Source organism: Vibrio sp. D431a (assembly GCF_030248655.1).
GTDB classification, from domain to species: domain Bacteria; phylum Pseudomonadota; class Gammaproteobacteria; order Enterobacterales; family Vibrionaceae; genus Vibrio; species Vibrio alginolyticus.
Map to the genome: position 1 here is coordinate 286,603 of NZ_JAHGAP010000015.1, position 16,648 is coordinate 303,250.

Consider the following 16,648-nt stretch of genomic DNA (forward strand, 5'->3'; position numbering starts at 1 on the left):
TGCTGAGCTAGGATAAACTTCAACGTAAAGGTGACGGTATGAATATACAATCAGCCATTATTGAATATGCGATAGCGATTATAGGCTTACTTTTGACGGGCGTTACCCTCTGAGCATGACTGCCCAGAGGATAGAAAGCGCATTAGCTTTTTGCTAACGATTGATGTTGTATCGAGCCATTGCAGCTTCTTCTGACGATACAACCGTTTTACCAATTGGTGCGAGTGAAATAACCGCTAGCTTGAGGTGTTGGAGCGCAAACGGAATGCCGATTATGGTGACAAAGCATGCTGCGGCAGAAAGTACGTGACCGATAGCTAACCAAAGGCCTGCAAATACAAACCAAAGGACGTTACCAATAACGCCGAGCGGACTCGTGCCAATGTCCATTTCATTGGTCAATTCATCGCGTGAGATGGCCTCTTTACCGAATGGGAAAAAGGAAAAATTACCCATAACGATACACGCACGCCCCCAAGGTATTCCGATGATGCTAATAAAGGCCAAAATACCAAAAAACCACCATAGCAACCCCATAAATACGCCACCAAATACAAACCAAATGATGTTACCAAGTGTTCTCATTCTATTTCCTTTATTCTTGAATGTGATGATTCAGATACCTGAGGGCACCGTAAAAAAAATCTAAACCGTCTGTTTTGTCGATGTGTGCTTTCGTGCCCTCATTGACCTGATTGATAGAATAATCGCCGTAGTCTTAACAGAGAATGAATGCCTTCCCTAAGGCAAGTCTTTTTAGTATAGAGCGTAATACTCAATCAAGCATATAGCCAAGAATCGCATTATCTAGAGACAACTTTCTCGAGATATTGACAAATTTGCTCTGCCAATCGATGGCTGGCAATGTTGCGTGTTACTACTTCATCAGCAATATTTCCAGACTCAACGACGCCAAACCAATCGAGCAACATCGAATGGAAACCTTTACTCGTCAGCATTGGCGTCCAGTCTTTCAAATTGATTTTTTGCTCTTGGTTAGATTGCCATAGTTTGCCTTCAACGAAGGAGTCGAACTCAACTGCCTTGTTTGCATAACAAGCTTGAACGCGCTCTGTAGTGATACCGAAGTGGCGATTCATCGAGGCGTGGAGCAGAGTATCTCCATGTTGCCACTGAATATCTAAACGCGCCAACTGACCACCTTCAAGTTGATGAGTTACATAAGCATCTTTTAGATCGGCTTTGGCTGTGACGTTAACGCTGTCTAATGGGTGAATAAAATCATCAAATATAAAGGTACGAACATCCCCCGGTAGTTGGTGACGGTTCTTTTCCCAGCGTAGCGACTTTAAGTCATATATGTTGCCTTGCTGCACTTGTGGCATATGTTGGTTGTAAAGTGGAATGTGACGACGGTTAAAGCCCACATAGAGTGGCTGTCTCTCTTTTTCGGCAATGTCGTACAGCTTTTCCACGTCATCAGCACTATTCGCTAATGGTTTGTCGACAAAGGTTGGAATTCCATGCTGCAGAAAAAATGCCGCTATTTGAGGGTGTACGCTTGTTGCCGCATGAATCATGACGGCATCGACGCCAAAGTGTAGAAGTTGCTGGTAGTCTTGGCAGATCTCTGAGACTCGATACTGCTTAGCCAGGCTCTCAAGTGTGTTTGGGTTGCGGGTACAAAATACAAGTTCGATATTTGGAAGCTGAGTGATAACAGGAAGGTATGCTTTCTGAGCGATATCCCCTAGACCAATAATACCAATTTTCATCCTAGTCCTTATCTCGATGTATGGATCGCGGACTGTCAGTATAACGCTTGGCGTGGCGATGAGTTTAAATACCTTGTTAGAAAAAGCCTGGTTCACACTTTGAGCCAGGCTTTATTGAATGATTTAGGAAACGGCTCGGCAGGCTTTGAATATATCTAACTTGCTATCGTAGGCTTGAGTTTGTACATCCATAATGCCTAATAAAGAGTGGAATACGTTATCATGTGAGTATTGGCCTGCATTCTGTGCTTGTTTATACAAACAGTCGGTATTGATCTGCTTCGCTTGTTTAAAGCCCGAAGACAGCCACATGATCAAAGGAACGCGTTTTTGGAAATCTGGTGCAAGGCCATAAGGCATACCATGTAAGAACAATCCGTTTTCGCCTAGTGACTCACCGTGATCCGATATGTAAATTAGCGCGGTATTATACTCAGACTCTAACGCTTTAAGTTTTTTGATGGTTTCTGCCAATACAAGATCAGTGTAGCGTATTGTATTGTCATATGTGTTCACTATTTGTTCGATGCTACAGTTTTCGATGTCTGCACGTGGGCAGTCTGGTTTAAAGAAGGCGTTGTCTCTTGGGTAACGCTGAAAGTAGGTCGGACCGTGGCTTCCTATAAGGTGCATGGCGACCACTCGGTTACCGTGCATATCCGCGACTTCCTGATCAAAATGATCTAATAGCGCCATGTCGTAACAAGTTTGGCCATTACACATAGGGCTTACTTGCTTTCGATCCACTTCAATCTTCTTGATCTTGTGGGCTACTTCTTTATCCCCACCGTCATTTTCTTTCCAAATGAGGTCAACCCCAGCGCGCTGCATTATATCGAGAGCATTATCCTGGTTATCCGCTTTGGTGCGTTCAAACTCGTTTCGCGTGAGCTGTGAAAACATACAAGGCACAGATACAGCAGTCGCGGTGCCACAAGATGCGACGTCTTGAAATGAGATAACATCCAATTTACTAGTATAAGGGTTTGTCTCTCGTGTATAGCCATTGAGTTGGTAGTTCTGAGTTCGAGCGGTTTCTCCTACGACAAAAACCAGTAGTGTTGGTTTGCTCTGTGCTTGCTGTACGGCGCTATTTGACTGCTTTGCATCTGTGCCGATTTCTCGATATGGCTCTGGCGTGGTGAAATATTTCTCCTTCACATACCCGGTCGCGCTGTAAACGAACTGGGTGGGTATGATGATTTTTTTTAGGTGGCTATTGTTGCGCCCTACAGATGCGTAGTCTTGATAGTACACGCTGGCAATGACGGCGATGACAGCTAGCGACGACAGCATCGATACTAATTTGGTAACAGAGAAGTACAGTAATTGGTGACGTTGAGATTGCAGCTTGACCTTAAAGACAATTATCGCTGGGATAACTCCCATAATCAGCGTCCAAATTACAGAGTGAGCACTCAGGTAAGAACTCGCCTCGCTCGAATCGGTTTCAACAATATTGGCAATCATTCCAGAATCGAAAAGTGTGCCATAGTTATAGCTTGCGTAGCTCACCATACTTGAAACAATGATTAAAATTATAAAGAACGGCTTGCCGATCCAAGGCCAACTAAATAAATTAAAAAGGAAATTGAGCGCGGCAAGAAAGAAAATTGGTATTGTGATAATAAATCCAATCTTGACATTATCTAAGTGTGTAAAGATGCCGATCAGTTCTTTATAAATAGGGATATTTACGACGAGAGCGAAATACAGCGCCAACAGGAAAGTAAAGGTAACGTAAGAGATACCTCTCTGTTGTAAATCATGTGTCTTCATAATGAGTGTCTTGAATAAAAATTAGAGCAAGAACGAAGCCCAAATAAAAAGGGCAAGAGTTAACGCAACAAATACTGCCGCTGAGCCAATATCTTTGGCTCTACCACTGAGCTCGTGCCAGTCATCGCTAACACGGTCGACAACCGCTTCTACGGCGGAATTAATGAGTTCGACGATCAATACCAAGAACAGGCTACTGATCATCAGCACTCTTTCGTATGTGGTGACAGGAAGGAAAAAAGCACAGACGGAAAGTACCAAGGCGAGAATCAATTCTTGTCTAAAAGCGGCTTCGTGTGTCCATGCGGCTTTCAATCCTTGAAATGAATAGCCGGTCGCATCCATGACACGGCGTATACCTGTTTTACCTGGCTTCAAAATATGACCTTACTATTTAAGCATTGGGATGGAACACATATCCCAGAGAGGTAACGAGATTAATCGTTACAGCGTGAAACATTTGTGAATAGAATCCATCGCGCGATAATTTAAGAAAAGTGCTTATTTAATCAAGATCGTAGACGGTATAGCCTTTGTGTTGGAGACATTTACGCAATACGAGAGATTGGGTTTTGGTTGAATCATTTGTTCCACTCAAAGCACCAGCTCCAGCTCCTACAGCTCCGCCGGCAGCAGCACCGACAGCCGCTCCACCTAATCCGTCTTCTAGCGCACCAGCAGCTGCGCCGATCAATGCGCCTGTAACTGCCCCATTAGTGGCTTCAGATTTCGCTGCCTCTGATTTGTCGACATTTTCTGCATAGCCTTGGCAGTAAAGAAAGTCTTGTTCATATGTACTAGGGTCAACATTGGTCATGTCGACGACAGGTTTTTGATTGTAGGCGCAAGCTGTAAGCGTAGGAGTAAGCGCCATAATCAGGATAAAAGATTTATACATGAGTACTATCCATTTAGTGTGTGAATCTTATGGATTAAATGTACACTGTTTTATTGTTGGGCTCTGTCGCTTGAGTGTATTGAAGTGTCGTCTTCTGTAAATGGGGTAGGAAGGTTAAGTTAACTGTCTGATTTTTTGAGGCTAAGTGTGAAGCAAGCTCCTCCAAGTGGGCTATGGCAAATCGAAACTTCTCCACGTTGAAGCTCCATTATCTGTCTGACAATCGCCAAACCGAGCCCAAACCCGCTCGTCTTTTTGTTGCGAGATTCATCCGCGCTGTAAAATGGTTCGAATAGATGAGGCCAATGCTTTTCTTCAATACCTATGCCATCATCATGAACATTGATGAAGCAGCGGTGCTGATCGTGTTTTATCTCCACTAAAATCTGCTTATCTGCGTACCGCATTGCATTGCGCAGCAAGTTATCTAAGGCTCGCTTTAACAATTTTGGGTCAGCAAACGCGAGAACGTTTTCTGAGTTTACTTCTTGAAGCGAGATAGCGAGCGTAGTCTCTTTTTGCCATCTCTGTCGTAATTCTTTGACTAAGTTGAATAGGACGACTTCTTCTTGAGTTTGTAATGCTGTGTCAGGACGCTCCATCTTTGCGTAGTAAAGCAATTCTTCAACCATTTCTTCCATCTCGTCAATGTCTTCGACGATACTGTAAACATACTTTTTCTGTTGTTCAGTTAAGGTTGAATCCGATAACAAATCTGCTTGCCATTGTAAGCGGAAGATTGGGGTACGCAATTCATGTGCAACGGCGTTAGTTAGCATTTTATTGCTAGTGATCAAGCGAGATACTTTATCGGCCATCGTGTTAAAGCTTTTGTTTAACGTCCCAACAGACTTAGCGCTTGAGGTACTAGCTCGAGCCTTGAAGTTACCTGAGGCAAACTCAACGGTCACTCTCTCTAGCTCTCGAATCCGACGGCTTAAGAACCAGATCAACAATATGCAATACAGAGCAAATCCAGCTAAAAAGAACAACCAAACGATATTGTCATCAAAGTTGGCTGCTTTAACCACAGGACTATTCGGATTATCGCTCATTTTAAAGATAGGCGTGCTCGCATCTAGGCGGAACCAGATATCCCTTTCTTCATCGTAAGCGACGTTAACGGAGGTATCACTTTCAAACGCCTTTTTGATGTCTGTTGGAAGCTCTTCAAGCGTATGAGGCACCAACAAACGATGGCTTGATGTGGCAAATTGTTCCAACTGTTGTTGAGTATATTCTAATCCGTGTTCTTTATAGATAGGGTAGATCAGATCGTGAAAAGCTTGACCCTCATGCTCTTGTAATAGGTAGTCATAATCTGTGTTGATCTCATAAACTAAGAACTCGTATCCCCACAAGCTAGCCATAAACAGAATGATAAGGCCAACAAAGCTTTCCAGATAAATCCGTCTCATTATTCATTCCATGCATCAGGCATAAATAGGTAGCCTTTGCCGCGAACGGTAATGATTTTTTGTGGTGAGCAAGAAGCATCGCCTAGCTTCTTTCTCAGTGTCACTATGCGATTATCAATGGTGCGGTCTGTTCCATCGTATTCAATACCACGTAGTGTTTTGGTCAGCCACTCACGTGATAGTGTTTTTTCAGCATGCGTAGCAAGAACCCACAACAAATCGAACTCGCCGTCTGTCAGCGCAATTTCTTCTTGGTTCATTACGCACGATTTACGCAATCGGTTTAAACACAGAACACCAATTTGTAGGCCGTTTTCGGACTCGGTAGGCGCCGCCTCTTTTCTTCTTAATAGCATGCGAATACGAGCCAGCAATACGCGAGGTTTGATGGGTTTAGTAACAAAGTCATCTGCGCCTATTTCTAATGCGGCGACATGATCGAAGTCATCATCACTTGCTGTCAGCATCAACACTTTGCCTTTGTAGCATTCTCGGATTTGACGACATACACTCAGACCATCTTGCCCGGGTAGCATCAAATCTAACAGCACCACGTCTGGTTGTGTGTCAATAATCGCATTGGGTGCGTCCGTCCCATTGTCGATACATTTGACCTGAAAACCTTGTTCAACAAAATACTCACCCAACATAGTTTGTAATTTGGGATCGTCTTCCACAATGATTAGAGATGGTTTGATTTGTTGTGCGTTCATTTAAGTGATGTATACAATATTTAATATCAATGGAACTTAAACAAATTTACGAATTATTTCAAATAAAGCTTTCTCAGAATAAGGTTATCGGATGAGTTAATTGGATAAAATTGCCAATTAATGATTTAAATCTAATCACCAATCACATTTCGGGAGATGTAAAAAGGCGCAACGTTTGCGCCTAGGTATGGAATCTTAAAGCGAAATTACCGCTTATTCGGTGGTACACACGACGCTGTTGTCGCTGCCAAAAACATTTGGAACGTAAGCATCAGCTTGTGGGTCATTTTCCCACTTCGCATCATCGAGCAAGTAACGGAACTGAACATTCTGCGCTTTAGGTAAGCGGGTTTTAAATTTAAACTGACGACTTTTCTTCACTAATTTCATCGGTTCTGGCTGCCAGTTGTTGAAGTCTCCAGCAATTTGGACAGAGTCCCACTGATCTTTATCTAGCTCGAACGTGACTTCGACTTCATCTTTTGTCTTAAAGAATCTTTTTTTAAGCATTGATCTTTCCTTGTTCGTACAAAAACTGTTCTAACTATTACTCGTGTTTCATAATGATTTCAAGTTTTATAGAATTGTTGCTGGTATCTGATGAGGGGAGTATCCGAACGGTGAATAGCTCGTTGTGCTGGTTTCGTGTACTGAGGGAGCGTTAGAGAGAAAATTCACTAGCCTAAAATAGTCAAAGAACAGAGTTTGTTAGCGAGCCGAGAGTCCGTATCTTGAAGTCAAACCGTTATCATGTATTATCTTAAATCACCATTTTCCTTGATGTAGCTATGTTGAAGTTTAACCGTACATTGTTGACTGCGATAGTTTGCTTAGTTGCTATGCTTTTGAGTAGTGTCGCTCCTGTGGCGCAGGCTTCCGCTCCGATGAAAACAATTGAAGTACGCGATCTTATTGTTCAACAGGCTGCTCTACACAAACAACTTGGCGTCAATGACGACTGCGTAGAATCACATCACGATGAGTCAGCCATCAATAAGGCACAACAATCTCACACGAGTTGTAGCTCTTCCTGCATGGTCAAAATTCCCGCCAACTTATCTCAAAACGACTTACTGCTTCTTCCTTATAGCCTTGCCTTGATTGATAGGCCTCTAGTCGAAAAAGTAGTGACAGTGATCACCAAGCTTTATCGTCCTCCGATTGTTTAATTCCTCATCTCAAATTACTTGGGTTTTACCCCTTTTTACCAAATGAAATGATTTGGCATTTGAATGCCACAAGGAAATAAACAATGAAAAAACTACTTGCCTTATGTAGTGCACTTTTACTGACTTTTACCGCTCATGCAGCGCAATTTGAAGAAGGGAAGCACTACAAAGTTCTGGATGTTAAGAAAGCATCGAAATCTGTTGTGACGGAATTCTTTTCTTTTTATTGCCCACATTGCTACAAGTTTGAGTCGCTTATTGAGCGTTTAAAACCTGCTCTGCCAAAAGAGGCAAAGTTTGAAAAGGTACATGTGGGGTTCATGGGCGGAGATATGGCGATTCCGATGGCCAAGTCCTACGCGACGATGGTGTCGCTAGGAGTTGAAGATACAATGATTCCTGCCATGTTTGCCCAAATTCATCAAAAGCGACAAGCGCCAAAAGACGAAGCTGAGCTGAAACAGCTGTTCGTTGATAATGGCGTCGAAGGTAAGAAGTTTGATGCGGCGTACAATAGTTTCGCCGTAAACTCAATGCAGAAAGGTTTTGATAAGCAATTCTCTGCTAGCACGTTAAGAGGGGTTCCGGGTGTGGTTGTGAACAATAAATACATTGTTTTGGCCAACGAAATTCGTACTTACGACGAGTACAATCAATTAGTTAATTACTTATTGACGCTGTAACTATAAATAGCATTGAAGCTTAAAAATGGCGACGGTAGAGTCGCCATTTTTTATGCTTATCACTTTCGTATTATCTAAGAACGCTTGTACATGCTTGAGTCGGAACACTAGTCATAAATATGGCATGCGGATAAAACAAGCTAGCAGCAGTGATTGCAACATTACATGGCTGAGCAATCGTGGTTTTAATCACATTGGTAAGCACAGCGCCTGTATTATTTACTGTTTGAGCGGCGGCTTGTTGTGCCTGGTAAGACACGCAACCTGTCGTTGCATTGATCATCGCAGTGCTAAACAAAAGTTTGCGAAAAAACATATTCATATCCTTTGTGAATGCTTTGAATTACTTATATGTGGGTTGATTCATAAATGAAACAAAACAGTGTTCAAAATATGTGTGCATTCACGAAATGAACATTGTTTTATAAAAAGACGTTTTTTTGTGATCTTAGTACTGGACATACCAGGTTATGAAACTAAAGCCAATCCGTGCATTACGATTACGCCGAAGGTCAGTTTGCTCCTCATTCCTTGATATCCCTTGGGCTCGGCGTCTTGTTCGACTTTCCTCACGAGCTTTTCTGCATACCAAACAGCAAGGTACCCAATTGCTAAGAGTAGGGTTGCGACTGCGTAATGTTTGTGGCCCTGCAGTAATGCGCCCCAAGCCAGTAAGACAAAAAGGTTGCTGAGAATTAATACATTTCGGCTAAGGCGATGGTAGTAATGCTCAATGCCATTACCCCAAAGGATGCCGGATAAAAAACTTAATATAACGGCGCTATATGCGATGAAAAATTGCTGACCACTTAAATTGAAGAGTGAGATGTCAGTGAAAATCAGCCCTAAACTAAACACAAATGGAACCAGGCCTAAGTAACCGAGTTGTAGCATGGTTGAGCGTGTTGTCATGGTCGTCACCTTATAATTGTTGCTCTATCATATTGGTAAGCGTAGTACTTGTCGGTGATGTGGAGCTTGGAAAAGTAGCAATAACTTTACCTTCAGAGCTAATTAGAAACTTGTAGAAGTTCCATTTTGGTTTTATGCCTGCTTGGTTAGTAATCTGGTTGAAGACTGGGTTCGCATCTACACCTAATACTGAAGAGCGAGCCATCATTGGAAAGGTTACCCCGTAATCGAGATAACAGACTTTCGCTGTGTTTGTTTCGCTTCCTCTATCTTGTCGAAAGTCATTACTCGGGAAACCGATAACGGTGAAGTTTTGGTCTTTGTAAGTTTGATAGAGGGTTTCTAACTGTTCGAACTGAGGAGTGAAGCCGCACTGGCTTGCTGTATTGACGACTAGTAGTGTCTTTCCCTTAAAGCTTTCGCATAGATCGACTTCTTCCGTTGAGTTTAACAACCGTTGCTTACCTTGAAGAATATCAGGGCACTCAGATGCAAGAGCAAGCGAATTCATGGAGAGAAAGCTAACGAGAGCGGCGAGTTTCAGTAATCCTTTCATGGTGTTGTTCCCCTTGTTTTCAATAAGTATAACTACTCAAGTGCAAAGAGGATCGATCAAAAAAGCCGCACAAATGCGCGGCTTTTTCAAGAGCTGAGATCTGACTATGCCAGTTTCAACTCGAACTGGTTCAGGTACATTACCATGTCTTCAATCGTCAGTACTGGCATGTTGTGCAGGCGACCGAATGCTACGATCTCCGGTGCCTTTGCCATCGTGCCATCTGGATTGGTCACTTCACACAGTACGCCAGCGGGCTGAAGCCCTGCCATTTGCATCAGATCAATCGTACCTTCTGTGTGACCACGGCGAGTCATTACACCACCTGGACGTGCGCGCAGAGGGAATACGTGACCCGGGCGAGCAAGATCTTCCGGTTTTGCGTGCGGGTTTGCCGCCGTTTTAATGGTCGTTACGCGGTCTGCTGCTGAAACACCCGTTGTTACACCAACTTTCGCTTCAATAGAAACCGTAAATGCGGTTTGGTTTGCGCTGTTGTTGTTTACCACCATAGGAGGCAGTTCCAGTTTGTCTGCTTGAGCATCTGTTAAGCACAAACAAACGATGCCGCTACATTCGCGGATCATCAATGCCATTTGCTCGTTAGTGAGGTGCTCGACTGAATAAATGATATCGCCTTCGTTTTCGCGATCTTCATCATCAAGAAGCAGTACGCCACGGCCTTCTTTTAAAGCGATAAGTGCGTTTTCAACGCGAGTAATTGGGTCGCCGAATTCGGCAAGTAGTGATGACTGATTCATGGTTAACTCCTAAATTTCACCAGAATCAGGGCGGTATGAGAGATCGCCGTAAAATACGATCAAAAAGAAGTGCACCAGCATTCTTAGCGATCTGACTCGCTATGCTGGTGTATTCTTATTCTCTTTCATCCGGACTATAACCGTCGGCTCTGGCATCTCACCAGATCTGCTGACCTCGACGAATCGAGCGCTCGCGGGCTCACTTGAAAAAGTATACCGCCGGTGGGGAATTTCGCCCCGCCCTGAGAACAATTAAAAATGTACCACTTCATCCAAGTTGTGAAGAAGTGGAGCTAGGATAGTACTGCGAACTGAATCGCTTGGAAAGTCGATTCCATCTGTATGATGGAAAAGTGTGCTATCGACGGAAATAATCTGTGCGAATAAAGTGATCAATCTGCTGCGGCACGAAGGTGTTGTAAATCAGGCTCGTATGCGTTTGCTTCACTTCGATATGATCTTGCATACCGTCCAGTCTTGTCTCTTCTACGGTAACGGTACCGTCCGACATGGTGTTGTCATTACGGATCAACAATGGGCGAGCGCCAATCGGCATCGTTCCTGCGATACTGCCGAGTTTTTGAGGGAAATCCCAGGCGTCATCATGTTTGTTTAATCCGTGGTGTGGCGAATTGCCTAAAATTGCACCCAATCCGAGATCTTGAATTCGGCCTACAATGGACGCGCCTTTAAGAGGCGAACCGATAGCGACAACATGAGAGATTAAGTTAGTGCTCGGTTTTCTGTTGGCGAGATAGCGCTTAATCATCAAGCCTCCCAAGCTGTGTCCCACGAGCACGTTTGTGGTCAGTGGATTAAGCGAATGATCAATAGAATCAAACAGTGAAGACTCATCGATAGCAACAGTGTTATAGCTGAGTACTTGCGTTTCGTATCCGAGTTTTCTCAGCTTTTGGCTAAGAGGCTGCATGACCAGCCCATGCATATAAAGACCATGTAAGATGATGATTTTCATAATACCTCCCAGATTTATGACGTTGTAGATATCCTACTCTAATTAACAAAGAACTACTTGCCCTTTGTGGTGCATATTTACGTTTTGCTGCAAAGTTTGATCGGTATAGCAAGCGACTCAGCCCAGTAAATCCTGTACTTGTTGTTGCAATTGATGACGATTTAAAGACGCAGGACTTAACACTTCACCGATAACAACATCCACTTTTGACCAAAAACGAGTCGGTCGTTTTGTGAGAGCATGTCCGCCTTTGTGGCTGAAAAAAGAACCCCAAAGCCCTTTTAACGCCATAGGGATGACAGGAACAGGGTTACGTTCAAGGATTTTTTCTACACCAGGGCGAAACTCACCCAATTGACCGTTAGACGTTAAACGACCCTCAGGGAAGATACAGACAACCTCACCGTCGTTAAGTGCTTGTTCAATCTGTTCAAATGCTCGTCGGTAAGTTTCGGCACACTTACGTGGAGAACAGATCGGGATAACACCGGCATGACGGAATACATATTTAAGAACAGGTAGCTCGCTGATGGACTTGTCCATCACAAAACGAACCGGGCGAGTAGAGGTTCCCATCAAAATCAATGCATCGACATAGCTAACATGGTTAGCCACGATTAACGCAGCACCTTGTTCAGGGATATGTTGGCGCCCCTTTACGGACACACGATACATACAATGGCTGAGTAAATAACTGATAAAGCGTTGTGTAAATTCCGGTACTTGGCGATAGACATAGATCGCCACGAAAAAATTACTTATTGCCATCATGGTAAACAGTTCCACAATAGAAAGCTCTAGTACGCTGAGTACAACGATCGAAACCAAAGCAGACACCACCATAAACAACGCATTCATGATGTTGTTAGCAGCAATGGCACGTGCACACTCCCCTTTGTTTGAACGCGATTGGATGAACGCATAAAGAGGAACAATAAAGACACCGCCGCTTACACCAACAAGGAACAGGTCAATCATGACGCGCAGATGTTTGGATTCAGCAACGAAGCTTTGCACATCATAAAAGTGCACCGGAAGTGATAGATAACTTGGGACTGCCCATAGCAAGTCGACGCCAAAGACTGTCAGACCAAGGATACCGAATGGCAAAATACCAAGCTCAACGTGGTTGAAAGAAAGTTTTTCACACAACCAAGAGCCTGTCGCGATACCAATCGAAAACAATGCCAACAGTAAAGAAACGACAGTGCTATCTGCGAACAAATGTTCGCGTGCGAAGTTAGGGAATTGAGTTAGGTAAGTCGCACCCATGAACCAGAACCAACTGATGGCAAGAATAGACATCCAGATGCCTCTCTGTTTTTTTGCCACTTTTAACGTGTTCTTTAAACCAGAAATCGGTTCAAATTTCGCTTTGTCATTCGATTGGCTAGGCATCGTTGGAATATTCACGCTGCTCATGAACCCAAGCAAAGACAAGGCAATCACGGTACAAGAAGCAATCAAGGTACCATTAGGAATGGCTAGCAGCAGGCCTGCGCTAAGCGTACCTATAAGAATCGAAAGAAACGTGCCCATTTCAACCCAAGCATTTCCTTTAACAAGCTCATTTGGTTTGAGCGCTTGTGGTAACAAGGCGTATTTCACGGGACCAAAATAGGCCGATTGAGTGCCTGTCATAAACAGCAGAACCAGCATCAGCATGGCACTTTGGGTGGCAATAGCGGTTGCTGCGCAAGACATGATAGCTAGTTCGATGAGCTTTAGACGTCGGATTAATTTGGCTTTGTCCATGCTGTCAGCGACGGCACCAGCATGCGCTGAGAATAGAAAGAAAGGTAGGATGAATAAGCCTGCCGCCAAATTAACGAATAGATTGACAGATATTGGTAGGTTATCAATTTGGCTGTATGTCACCATCAATAACAGAACGTTTTTGTAGATGTTGTCATTGAGTGCGCCAAGGCATTGCGTCACAAAGTAAGGAAAAAAGCGTTTTGAGAAAAACATGCTGGCTCCGATTAAACAAAGTCGAATGAGATGGGAGCACTTTATGCTCAATGAACGATTAAACCAGCTTTCTCTTTCAAGTGACGTTGTATGCCACCAAAAGTAACGAAATTCGTTACTTTCATTTCCATTCGTTTATTGAGTTACTAATTCCGAGACTTCTGAGCAGGTTTTCTTTCCCATGGTTCAAACAGAGGGAACGTCCAGCGACGCATCGCAATAATCAGAGAGGTGCCGTGCTTTTCGTCCATATCGAGAGAGCTATCACTTTGGCAAGCCTGATAAAACTCATCGATGACCTTTTGCAGTTTCTGTTGTAGCTTCTTGTTGGTTGGTACACTCATCAATCCTGTTGCCATGGAGAACTTTTCATCTTCACCAGAAAAGTAGCTTTGAAAAAAGGCGTCTTGAACTTGCTGCTGGAAGAACCGTTGAATAGGGCCGCCCATCTGCCACTTAAATGTCGGAGATATACGCAAACGAATTTTGTTATTTGGCTGCAAGTCGATGATGTTCAGCCGATCCAAATGAGCAAGCTTTTGCACCAGTTCAAACTCATTGAAGGTGTATTGCTGAACGATTTGCTCAAACTGATAGCCATTTACAACACAGATTGCCACGAGTAGCAGGGCTTTATCATCAACCAACTGCTTTTCTTGCTCTAACGTTAGCGACTCTAGACCTTTATTGTGCGCAGCCGCGATCTTAAACAGTTCCGCCATTTCTAAACCAATCAATTGGCAAATGCGTTCTAAGCGTTCAAGACTAATGTGTTGACCTTCAGCGAGTAAACGTTTGACGCTTCCTTCACTTAAATCAAGGTGTTGTGCAACATCGGCATAATGCAGCCCAGCTAACTTTAGTTGGCGTTTAAGCTCTTTAATTAACGTATAGCTTTCTGACATTTACGCTGTTACCTCGTCGTGTAACTGCTCTAGGTACGTTTGCATAAAGGTTTTGCGTTTTTGCGCTTCGCGTCTTGCTGACTCTGTGTTCATGGTTTCAGCGATTTTGAATAACTTGGTTTGAAAGTGATCCAGAGTGAATTGTTTATCGTTAAGTTCACGTTCTTCGGCAAATATATCGCTGTCGTTGTAAAGTTGCGCGTTAAATTGAGTGCTGACTTGAATGCATCGCGTCACGCCAATTGCGCCTAAAGCGTCCAGACGGTCGGCATCTTGGACGATTTTAGCTTCCAACGTATTTGGCCTGATGTTTGCGCTAAAGCTGTGTGCCTCTATCGCATGAGCAATGGCATCATGATATTGCTGCGGATAATCGATACTCTCTAAAAATGCGACCGCTTTTTTGGCTGCGATGATTGAGCTCTCTTTGCGATTTGGGTGATCTTTCGGATAAGTAAAGCAATCATGCAAATAGGCAGCCGGTAATACAATCGCGATGTCTGCACTTTCTTCTTTGCAGAGCTGTTTCGCTGTTTTGACCACGCGTTTTACGTGTTTAAGATCATGAGCTGCATCCACTTGCATCTCTTGCTGCATAAATTCCAAAAATTGCGGTTCTATCTGGCTTAATGACGTCATGGTTCATATCTACAACTAAAATGAAGTCAGAAGTATGCCCAACGCTTAGAATAATTTCCAAGTGCGATGGTGTAATTGAGATTCAGCCACCAGAACCTTGTGCAACGTTTGGTACTGAGCCGTTTTATATGGCCTTTCAATGTGTTCAGCGGTTTATGAGACAAGAATAGACAGAGCGAGCTGTGATGTTTACCAGTAGAAAAAAGGCCTGACGATGTCGTCAGGCCTTTTTCTTTTCGCCGATCTTTTTAGCGTTTGAACGTTACTTGCTCTGCTTGTTCAAGATGAATATGAGTTGTCGCAGGCTGTGTTTCTGCGATCACTTTACCGTGACGAACAGAGTAGCGAACCGGCACTTGGCGACGTACTGCGTCAAAACCATTTTCTGCGGGAAGAATCAGTAAACTACCTGGTTTGCCTTCTTCAATGCCGTGCTTGTCTTGAATGTTCAGTGTACGTGCTGAATTGGTGCTGATCAGATCCAGTGAGTTGTTGATTTGGTCGTAACCCATCACCTGACACACGTGCAGACCCATATGCAGCACTTGCAGCATGTTTGCAGTGCCTAGTGGGTACCAAGGGTCAAATACATCATCGTGTCCAAAGCAGACGTTGATGTTGGCATTCAGCATCTCTTTCACTCGTGTTACGCCGCGACGTTTTGGGTAATCATCAAAACGGCCTTGTAAGTGAATGTTCACCAATGGATTTGCCACGAAGTTGATACCGGACATGCGTAATAAACGGAACAGGCGAGATGCGTATGCACCGTTGTAGGAACCCATCGCTGTGGTGTGACTGGCCGTGACTTTATTCCCCATATCAAACTTGTGCGCTAATGCTGCCAGTGTTTCAACAAAGCGAGATTGCTCGTCATCGATTTCATCACAATGCACGTCGATCAGGCGGTCGTATTTTTGCGCTAACTCGAATACGTAGTGCAGCGATTCAATGCCATATTCGCGTGTGAATTCAAAGTGTGGAATAGCGCCAATCACGTCCGCACCTAATTTGACGGCTTCTTCTAGCAGCTCTTTGCCATTTGGGTAAGAGAGAATTCCTTCCTGCGGGAAGGCGACGATTTGGATATCTACCCATTCTTTCATCTCTTCACGCACTTCTACCATCGCTTTTAGGGCAATTAGGGTAGGGTCTGAAACATCGACGTGGGTACGAACGTGTTGTACGCCGTTTGCTATCTGCCATTTTAAGGTTTGTTTTGCGCGCGCTTTCACGTCTTCAATCGACAGCATTTCTTTGCGCTCAGCCCAACGTTCAATACCCTCAAACAATGTGCCAGAGATGTTCCAGCTAGGCTCGCCTGCGGTTTGAGTTGTATCTAAGTGAATGTGTGGCTCGCAGAAAGGCGCAACCGCCATACCGCCTTCAGCATCGATGATGTCACCGTTATGACTAAGCTCCACATCGTTGCTTTCAATGCGCTTGAATTGACCATCTTCAATCAAAATTTGCTGCAGACCTTCTTGTCCTTTTAGCGTTACGTTTTTGATCAGTAGTGTTGTCATGATGGT

General features: G+C 43.8%; 19 protein-coding genes and 1 riboswitch. Of the genes, 2 read left to right on the forward strand and 17 right to left on the reverse strand.

The genetic code is table 11. From position 1 onward, the window contains the following. Positions 1 to 153: 153 nt before the first annotated feature. From KJB35_RS14315 to KJB35_RS14350, 8 genes are all read right to left on the reverse strand, one after another. Positions 154 to 585, reverse strand: coding sequence for a YccF domain-containing protein (locus KJB35_RS14315; protein ID WP_005373685.1), 432 nt, complete (start codon positions 583 to 585; stop codon positions 154 to 156). A 218-nt stretch (positions 586 to 803) separates the two neighbouring features. After that, positions 804 to 1,736, reverse strand: coding sequence for a Gfo/Idh/MocA family protein (locus KJB35_RS14320; protein ID WP_213907766.1), 933 nt, complete (start codon positions 1,734 to 1,736; stop codon positions 804 to 806). A gap of 123 nt (positions 1,737 to 1,859) precedes the next feature. Continuing rightward, complete coding sequence (locus KJB35_RS14325; protein ID WP_171344213.1) at positions 1,860 to 3,515, reverse strand: phosphoethanolamine transferase; 1,656 nt, start codon at positions 3,513 to 3,515, stop codon at positions 1,860 to 1,862. 21 nt (positions 3,516 to 3,536) lie between these two features. Next, positions 3,537 to 3,893 carry a diacylglycerol kinase gene (locus KJB35_RS14330; protein ID WP_017635149.1) on the reverse strand — a complete coding sequence of 119 codons (357 nt, stop codon included), beginning with the start codon at positions 3,891 to 3,893 and terminating at the stop codon, positions 3,537 to 3,539. 127 nt (positions 3,894 to 4,020) lie between these two features. Beyond that, a complete protein-coding gene (locus KJB35_RS14335; protein ID WP_137282780.1) occupies positions 4,021 to 4,413 on the reverse strand; it encodes a glycine zipper family protein in 393 nt (130 codons plus the stop codon). A 119-nt stretch (positions 4,414 to 4,532) separates the two neighbouring features. After that, a complete protein-coding gene (locus tag KJB35_RS14340; protein WP_005373675.1) occupies positions 4,533 to 5,831 on the reverse strand; it encodes an ATP-binding protein in 1,299 nt (432 codons plus the stop codon). Continuing rightward, positions 5,831 to 6,544 carry a response regulator gene (locus tag KJB35_RS14345; RefSeq protein WP_005373673.1) on the reverse strand — a complete coding sequence of 238 codons (714 nt, stop codon included), beginning with the start codon at positions 6,542 to 6,544 and terminating at the stop codon, positions 5,831 to 5,833. The genes KJB35_RS14340 and KJB35_RS14345 overlap by 1 nt, the downstream gene beginning before the upstream one ends. Before the next feature lie 213 nt (positions 6,545 to 6,757). After that, entirely contained in the window at positions 6,758 to 7,054 is a 297-nt protein-coding gene (locus tag KJB35_RS14350) for an isoamylase early set domain-containing protein (protein ID WP_017635151.1), read from the reverse strand. Positions 7,055 to 7,332: 278 nt separating this feature from the next. On the opposite strand from KJB35_RS14350, the gene KJB35_RS14355 reads away from it, so the two are divergent. Continuing rightward, on the forward strand, positions 7,333 to 7,713 hold the full coding sequence (locus KJB35_RS14355; RefSeq protein WP_005373669.1) for a hypothetical protein: 381 nt from the start codon (positions 7,333 to 7,335) through the stop codon (positions 7,711 to 7,713). 83 nt (positions 7,714 to 7,796) lie between these two features. Further along, positions 7,797 to 8,396 carry a thiol:disulfide interchange protein DsbA/DsbL gene (locus KJB35_RS14360; protein WP_171344212.1) on the forward strand — a complete coding sequence of 200 codons (600 nt, stop codon included), beginning with the start codon at positions 7,797 to 7,799 and terminating at the stop codon, positions 8,394 to 8,396. Between the two features lie 70 nt (positions 8,397 to 8,466). On the opposite strand, the gene KJB35_RS14365 is transcribed toward KJB35_RS14360, so the two are convergent. The 9 genes from KJB35_RS14365 to KJB35_RS14405 all read right to left on the reverse strand — a co-directional run bounded on the left by KJB35_RS14365 (position 8,467) and on the right by KJB35_RS14405 (position 16,642). After that, a complete protein-coding gene (locus tag KJB35_RS14365) occupies positions 8,467 to 8,712 on the reverse strand; it encodes a hypothetical protein (RefSeq protein ID WP_005373664.1) in 246 nt (81 codons plus the stop codon). Positions 8,713 to 8,864: 152 nt separating this feature from the next. Then, on the reverse strand, positions 8,865 to 9,308 hold the full coding sequence (locus tag KJB35_RS14370; protein WP_017819861.1) for a DUF3429 domain-containing protein: 444 nt from the start codon (positions 9,306 to 9,308) through the stop codon (positions 8,865 to 8,867). Positions 9,309 to 9,318: 10 nt separating this feature from the next. Next, positions 9,319 to 9,864 (reverse strand): glutathione peroxidase, encoded by a 546-nt coding sequence (locus KJB35_RS14375; RefSeq protein ID WP_033906358.1) that lies wholly within the window; start codon positions 9,862 to 9,864, stop codon positions 9,319 to 9,321. Positions 9,865 to 9,968: 104 nt separating this feature from the next. Continuing rightward, entirely contained in the window at positions 9,969 to 10,625 is a 657-nt protein-coding gene (gene ribB, locus KJB35_RS14380) for a 3,4-dihydroxy-2-butanone-4-phosphate synthase (protein ID WP_005373655.1), read from the reverse strand. 113 nt (positions 10,626 to 10,738) lie between these two features. After that, a riboswitch (FMN riboswitch) is annotated at positions 10,739 to 10,879 on the reverse strand. 104 nt (positions 10,880 to 10,983) lie between these two features. Beyond that, positions 10,984 to 11,601: a hypothetical protein gene (locus tag KJB35_RS14385; protein WP_005373653.1), complete on the reverse strand. Its 618-nt coding sequence runs from the start codon at positions 11,599 to 11,601 to the stop codon at positions 10,984 to 10,986. 117 nt (positions 11,602 to 11,718) lie between these two features. Further along, positions 11,719 to 13,572 (reverse strand): MFS transporter, encoded by a 1,854-nt coding sequence (locus KJB35_RS14390; protein WP_213907767.1) that lies wholly within the window; start codon positions 13,570 to 13,572, stop codon positions 11,719 to 11,721. A gap of 146 nt (positions 13,573 to 13,718) precedes the next feature. Then, positions 13,719 to 14,477 carry a helix-turn-helix transcriptional regulator gene (locus KJB35_RS14395; protein WP_213907769.1) on the reverse strand — a complete coding sequence of 253 codons (759 nt, stop codon included), beginning with the start codon at positions 14,475 to 14,477 and terminating at the stop codon, positions 13,719 to 13,721. Then, on the reverse strand, positions 14,478 to 15,116 hold the full coding sequence (locus KJB35_RS14400) for an HD domain-containing protein (RefSeq protein WP_115386528.1): 639 nt from the start codon (positions 15,114 to 15,116) through the stop codon (positions 14,478 to 14,480). It abuts the gene before it with no gap. Positions 15,117 to 15,364: 248 nt separating this feature from the next. Beyond that, the gene (locus KJB35_RS14405) at positions 15,365 to 16,642 is read right to left on the reverse strand and encodes a cytosine deaminase (RefSeq protein WP_025767946.1); all 1,278 of its coding nucleotides are present in this window, start codon (positions 16,640 to 16,642) and stop codon (positions 15,365 to 15,367) included. Positions 16,643 to 16,648: the final 6 nt, after the last annotated feature.

Bases quoted from the DNA above. Each gene is read 5' to 3' on its own strand.
- KJB35_RS14345 (WP_005373673.1), bottom strand. From the start codon at position 6,544: ATGAACGCACAACAAATCAAACCATCTCTAATCATTGTGGAAGACGAT.
- KJB35_RS14315 (WP_005373685.1), bottom strand. From the start codon at position 585: ATGAGAACACTTGGTAACATCATTTGGTTTGTATTTGGTGGCGTATTT.
- KJB35_RS14340 (WP_005373675.1), bottom strand. From the start codon at position 5,831: ATGAGACGGATTTATCTGGAAAGCTTTGTTGGCCTTATCATTCTGTTT.
- KJB35_RS14360 (WP_171344212.1), top strand. From the start codon at position 7,797: ATGAAAAAACTACTTGCCTTATGTAGTGCACTTTTACTGACTTTTACC.
- KJB35_RS14395 (WP_213907769.1), bottom strand. From the start codon at position 14,477: ATGTCAGAAAGCTATACGTTAATTAAAGAGCTTAAACGCCAACTAAAG.
- KJB35_RS14370 (WP_017819861.1), bottom strand. From the start codon at position 9,308: ATGACAACACGCTCAACCATGCTACAACTCGGTTACTTAGGCCTGGTT.
- KJB35_RS14365 (WP_005373664.1), bottom strand. From the start codon at position 8,712: ATGTTTTTTCGCAAACTTTTGTTTAGCACTGCGATGATCAATGCAACG.
- KJB35_RS14385 (WP_005373653.1), bottom strand. From the start codon at position 11,601: ATGAAAATCATCATCTTACATGGTCTTTATATGCATGGGCTGGTCATG.
- KJB35_RS14350 (WP_017635151.1), bottom strand. From the start codon at position 7,054: ATGCTTAAAAAAAGATTCTTTAAGACAAAAGATGAAGTCGAAGTCACG.
- KJB35_RS14335 (WP_137282780.1), bottom strand. From the start codon at position 4,413: ATGTATAAATCTTTTATCCTGATTATGGCGCTTACTCCTACGCTTACA.
- KJB35_RS14320 (WP_213907766.1), bottom strand. From the start codon at position 1,736: ATGAAAATTGGTATTATTGGTCTAGGGGATATCGCTCAGAAAGCATAC.
- KJB35_RS14355 (WP_005373669.1), top strand. From the start codon at position 7,333: ATGTTGAAGTTTAACCGTACATTGTTGACTGCGATAGTTTGCTTAGTT.
- KJB35_RS14390 (WP_213907767.1), bottom strand. From the start codon at position 13,572: ATGTTTTTCTCAAAACGCTTTTTTCCTTACTTTGTGACGCAATGCCTT.
- KJB35_RS14400 (WP_115386528.1), bottom strand. From the start codon at position 15,116: ATGACGTCATTAAGCCAGATAGAACCGCAATTTTTGGAATTTATGCAG.
- KJB35_RS14325 (WP_171344213.1), bottom strand. From the start codon at position 3,515: ATGAAGACACATGATTTACAACAGAGAGGTATCTCTTACGTTACCTTT.
- KJB35_RS14405 (WP_025767946.1), bottom strand. From the start codon at position 16,642: ATGACAACACTACTGATCAAAAACGTAACGCTAAAAGGACAAGAAGGT.
- ribB (WP_005373655.1), bottom strand. From the start codon at position 10,625: ATGAATCAGTCATCACTACTTGCCGAATTCGGCGACCCAATTACTCGC.
- KJB35_RS14375 (WP_033906358.1), bottom strand. From the start codon at position 9,864: ATGAAAGGATTACTGAAACTCGCCGCTCTCGTTAGCTTTCTCTCCATG.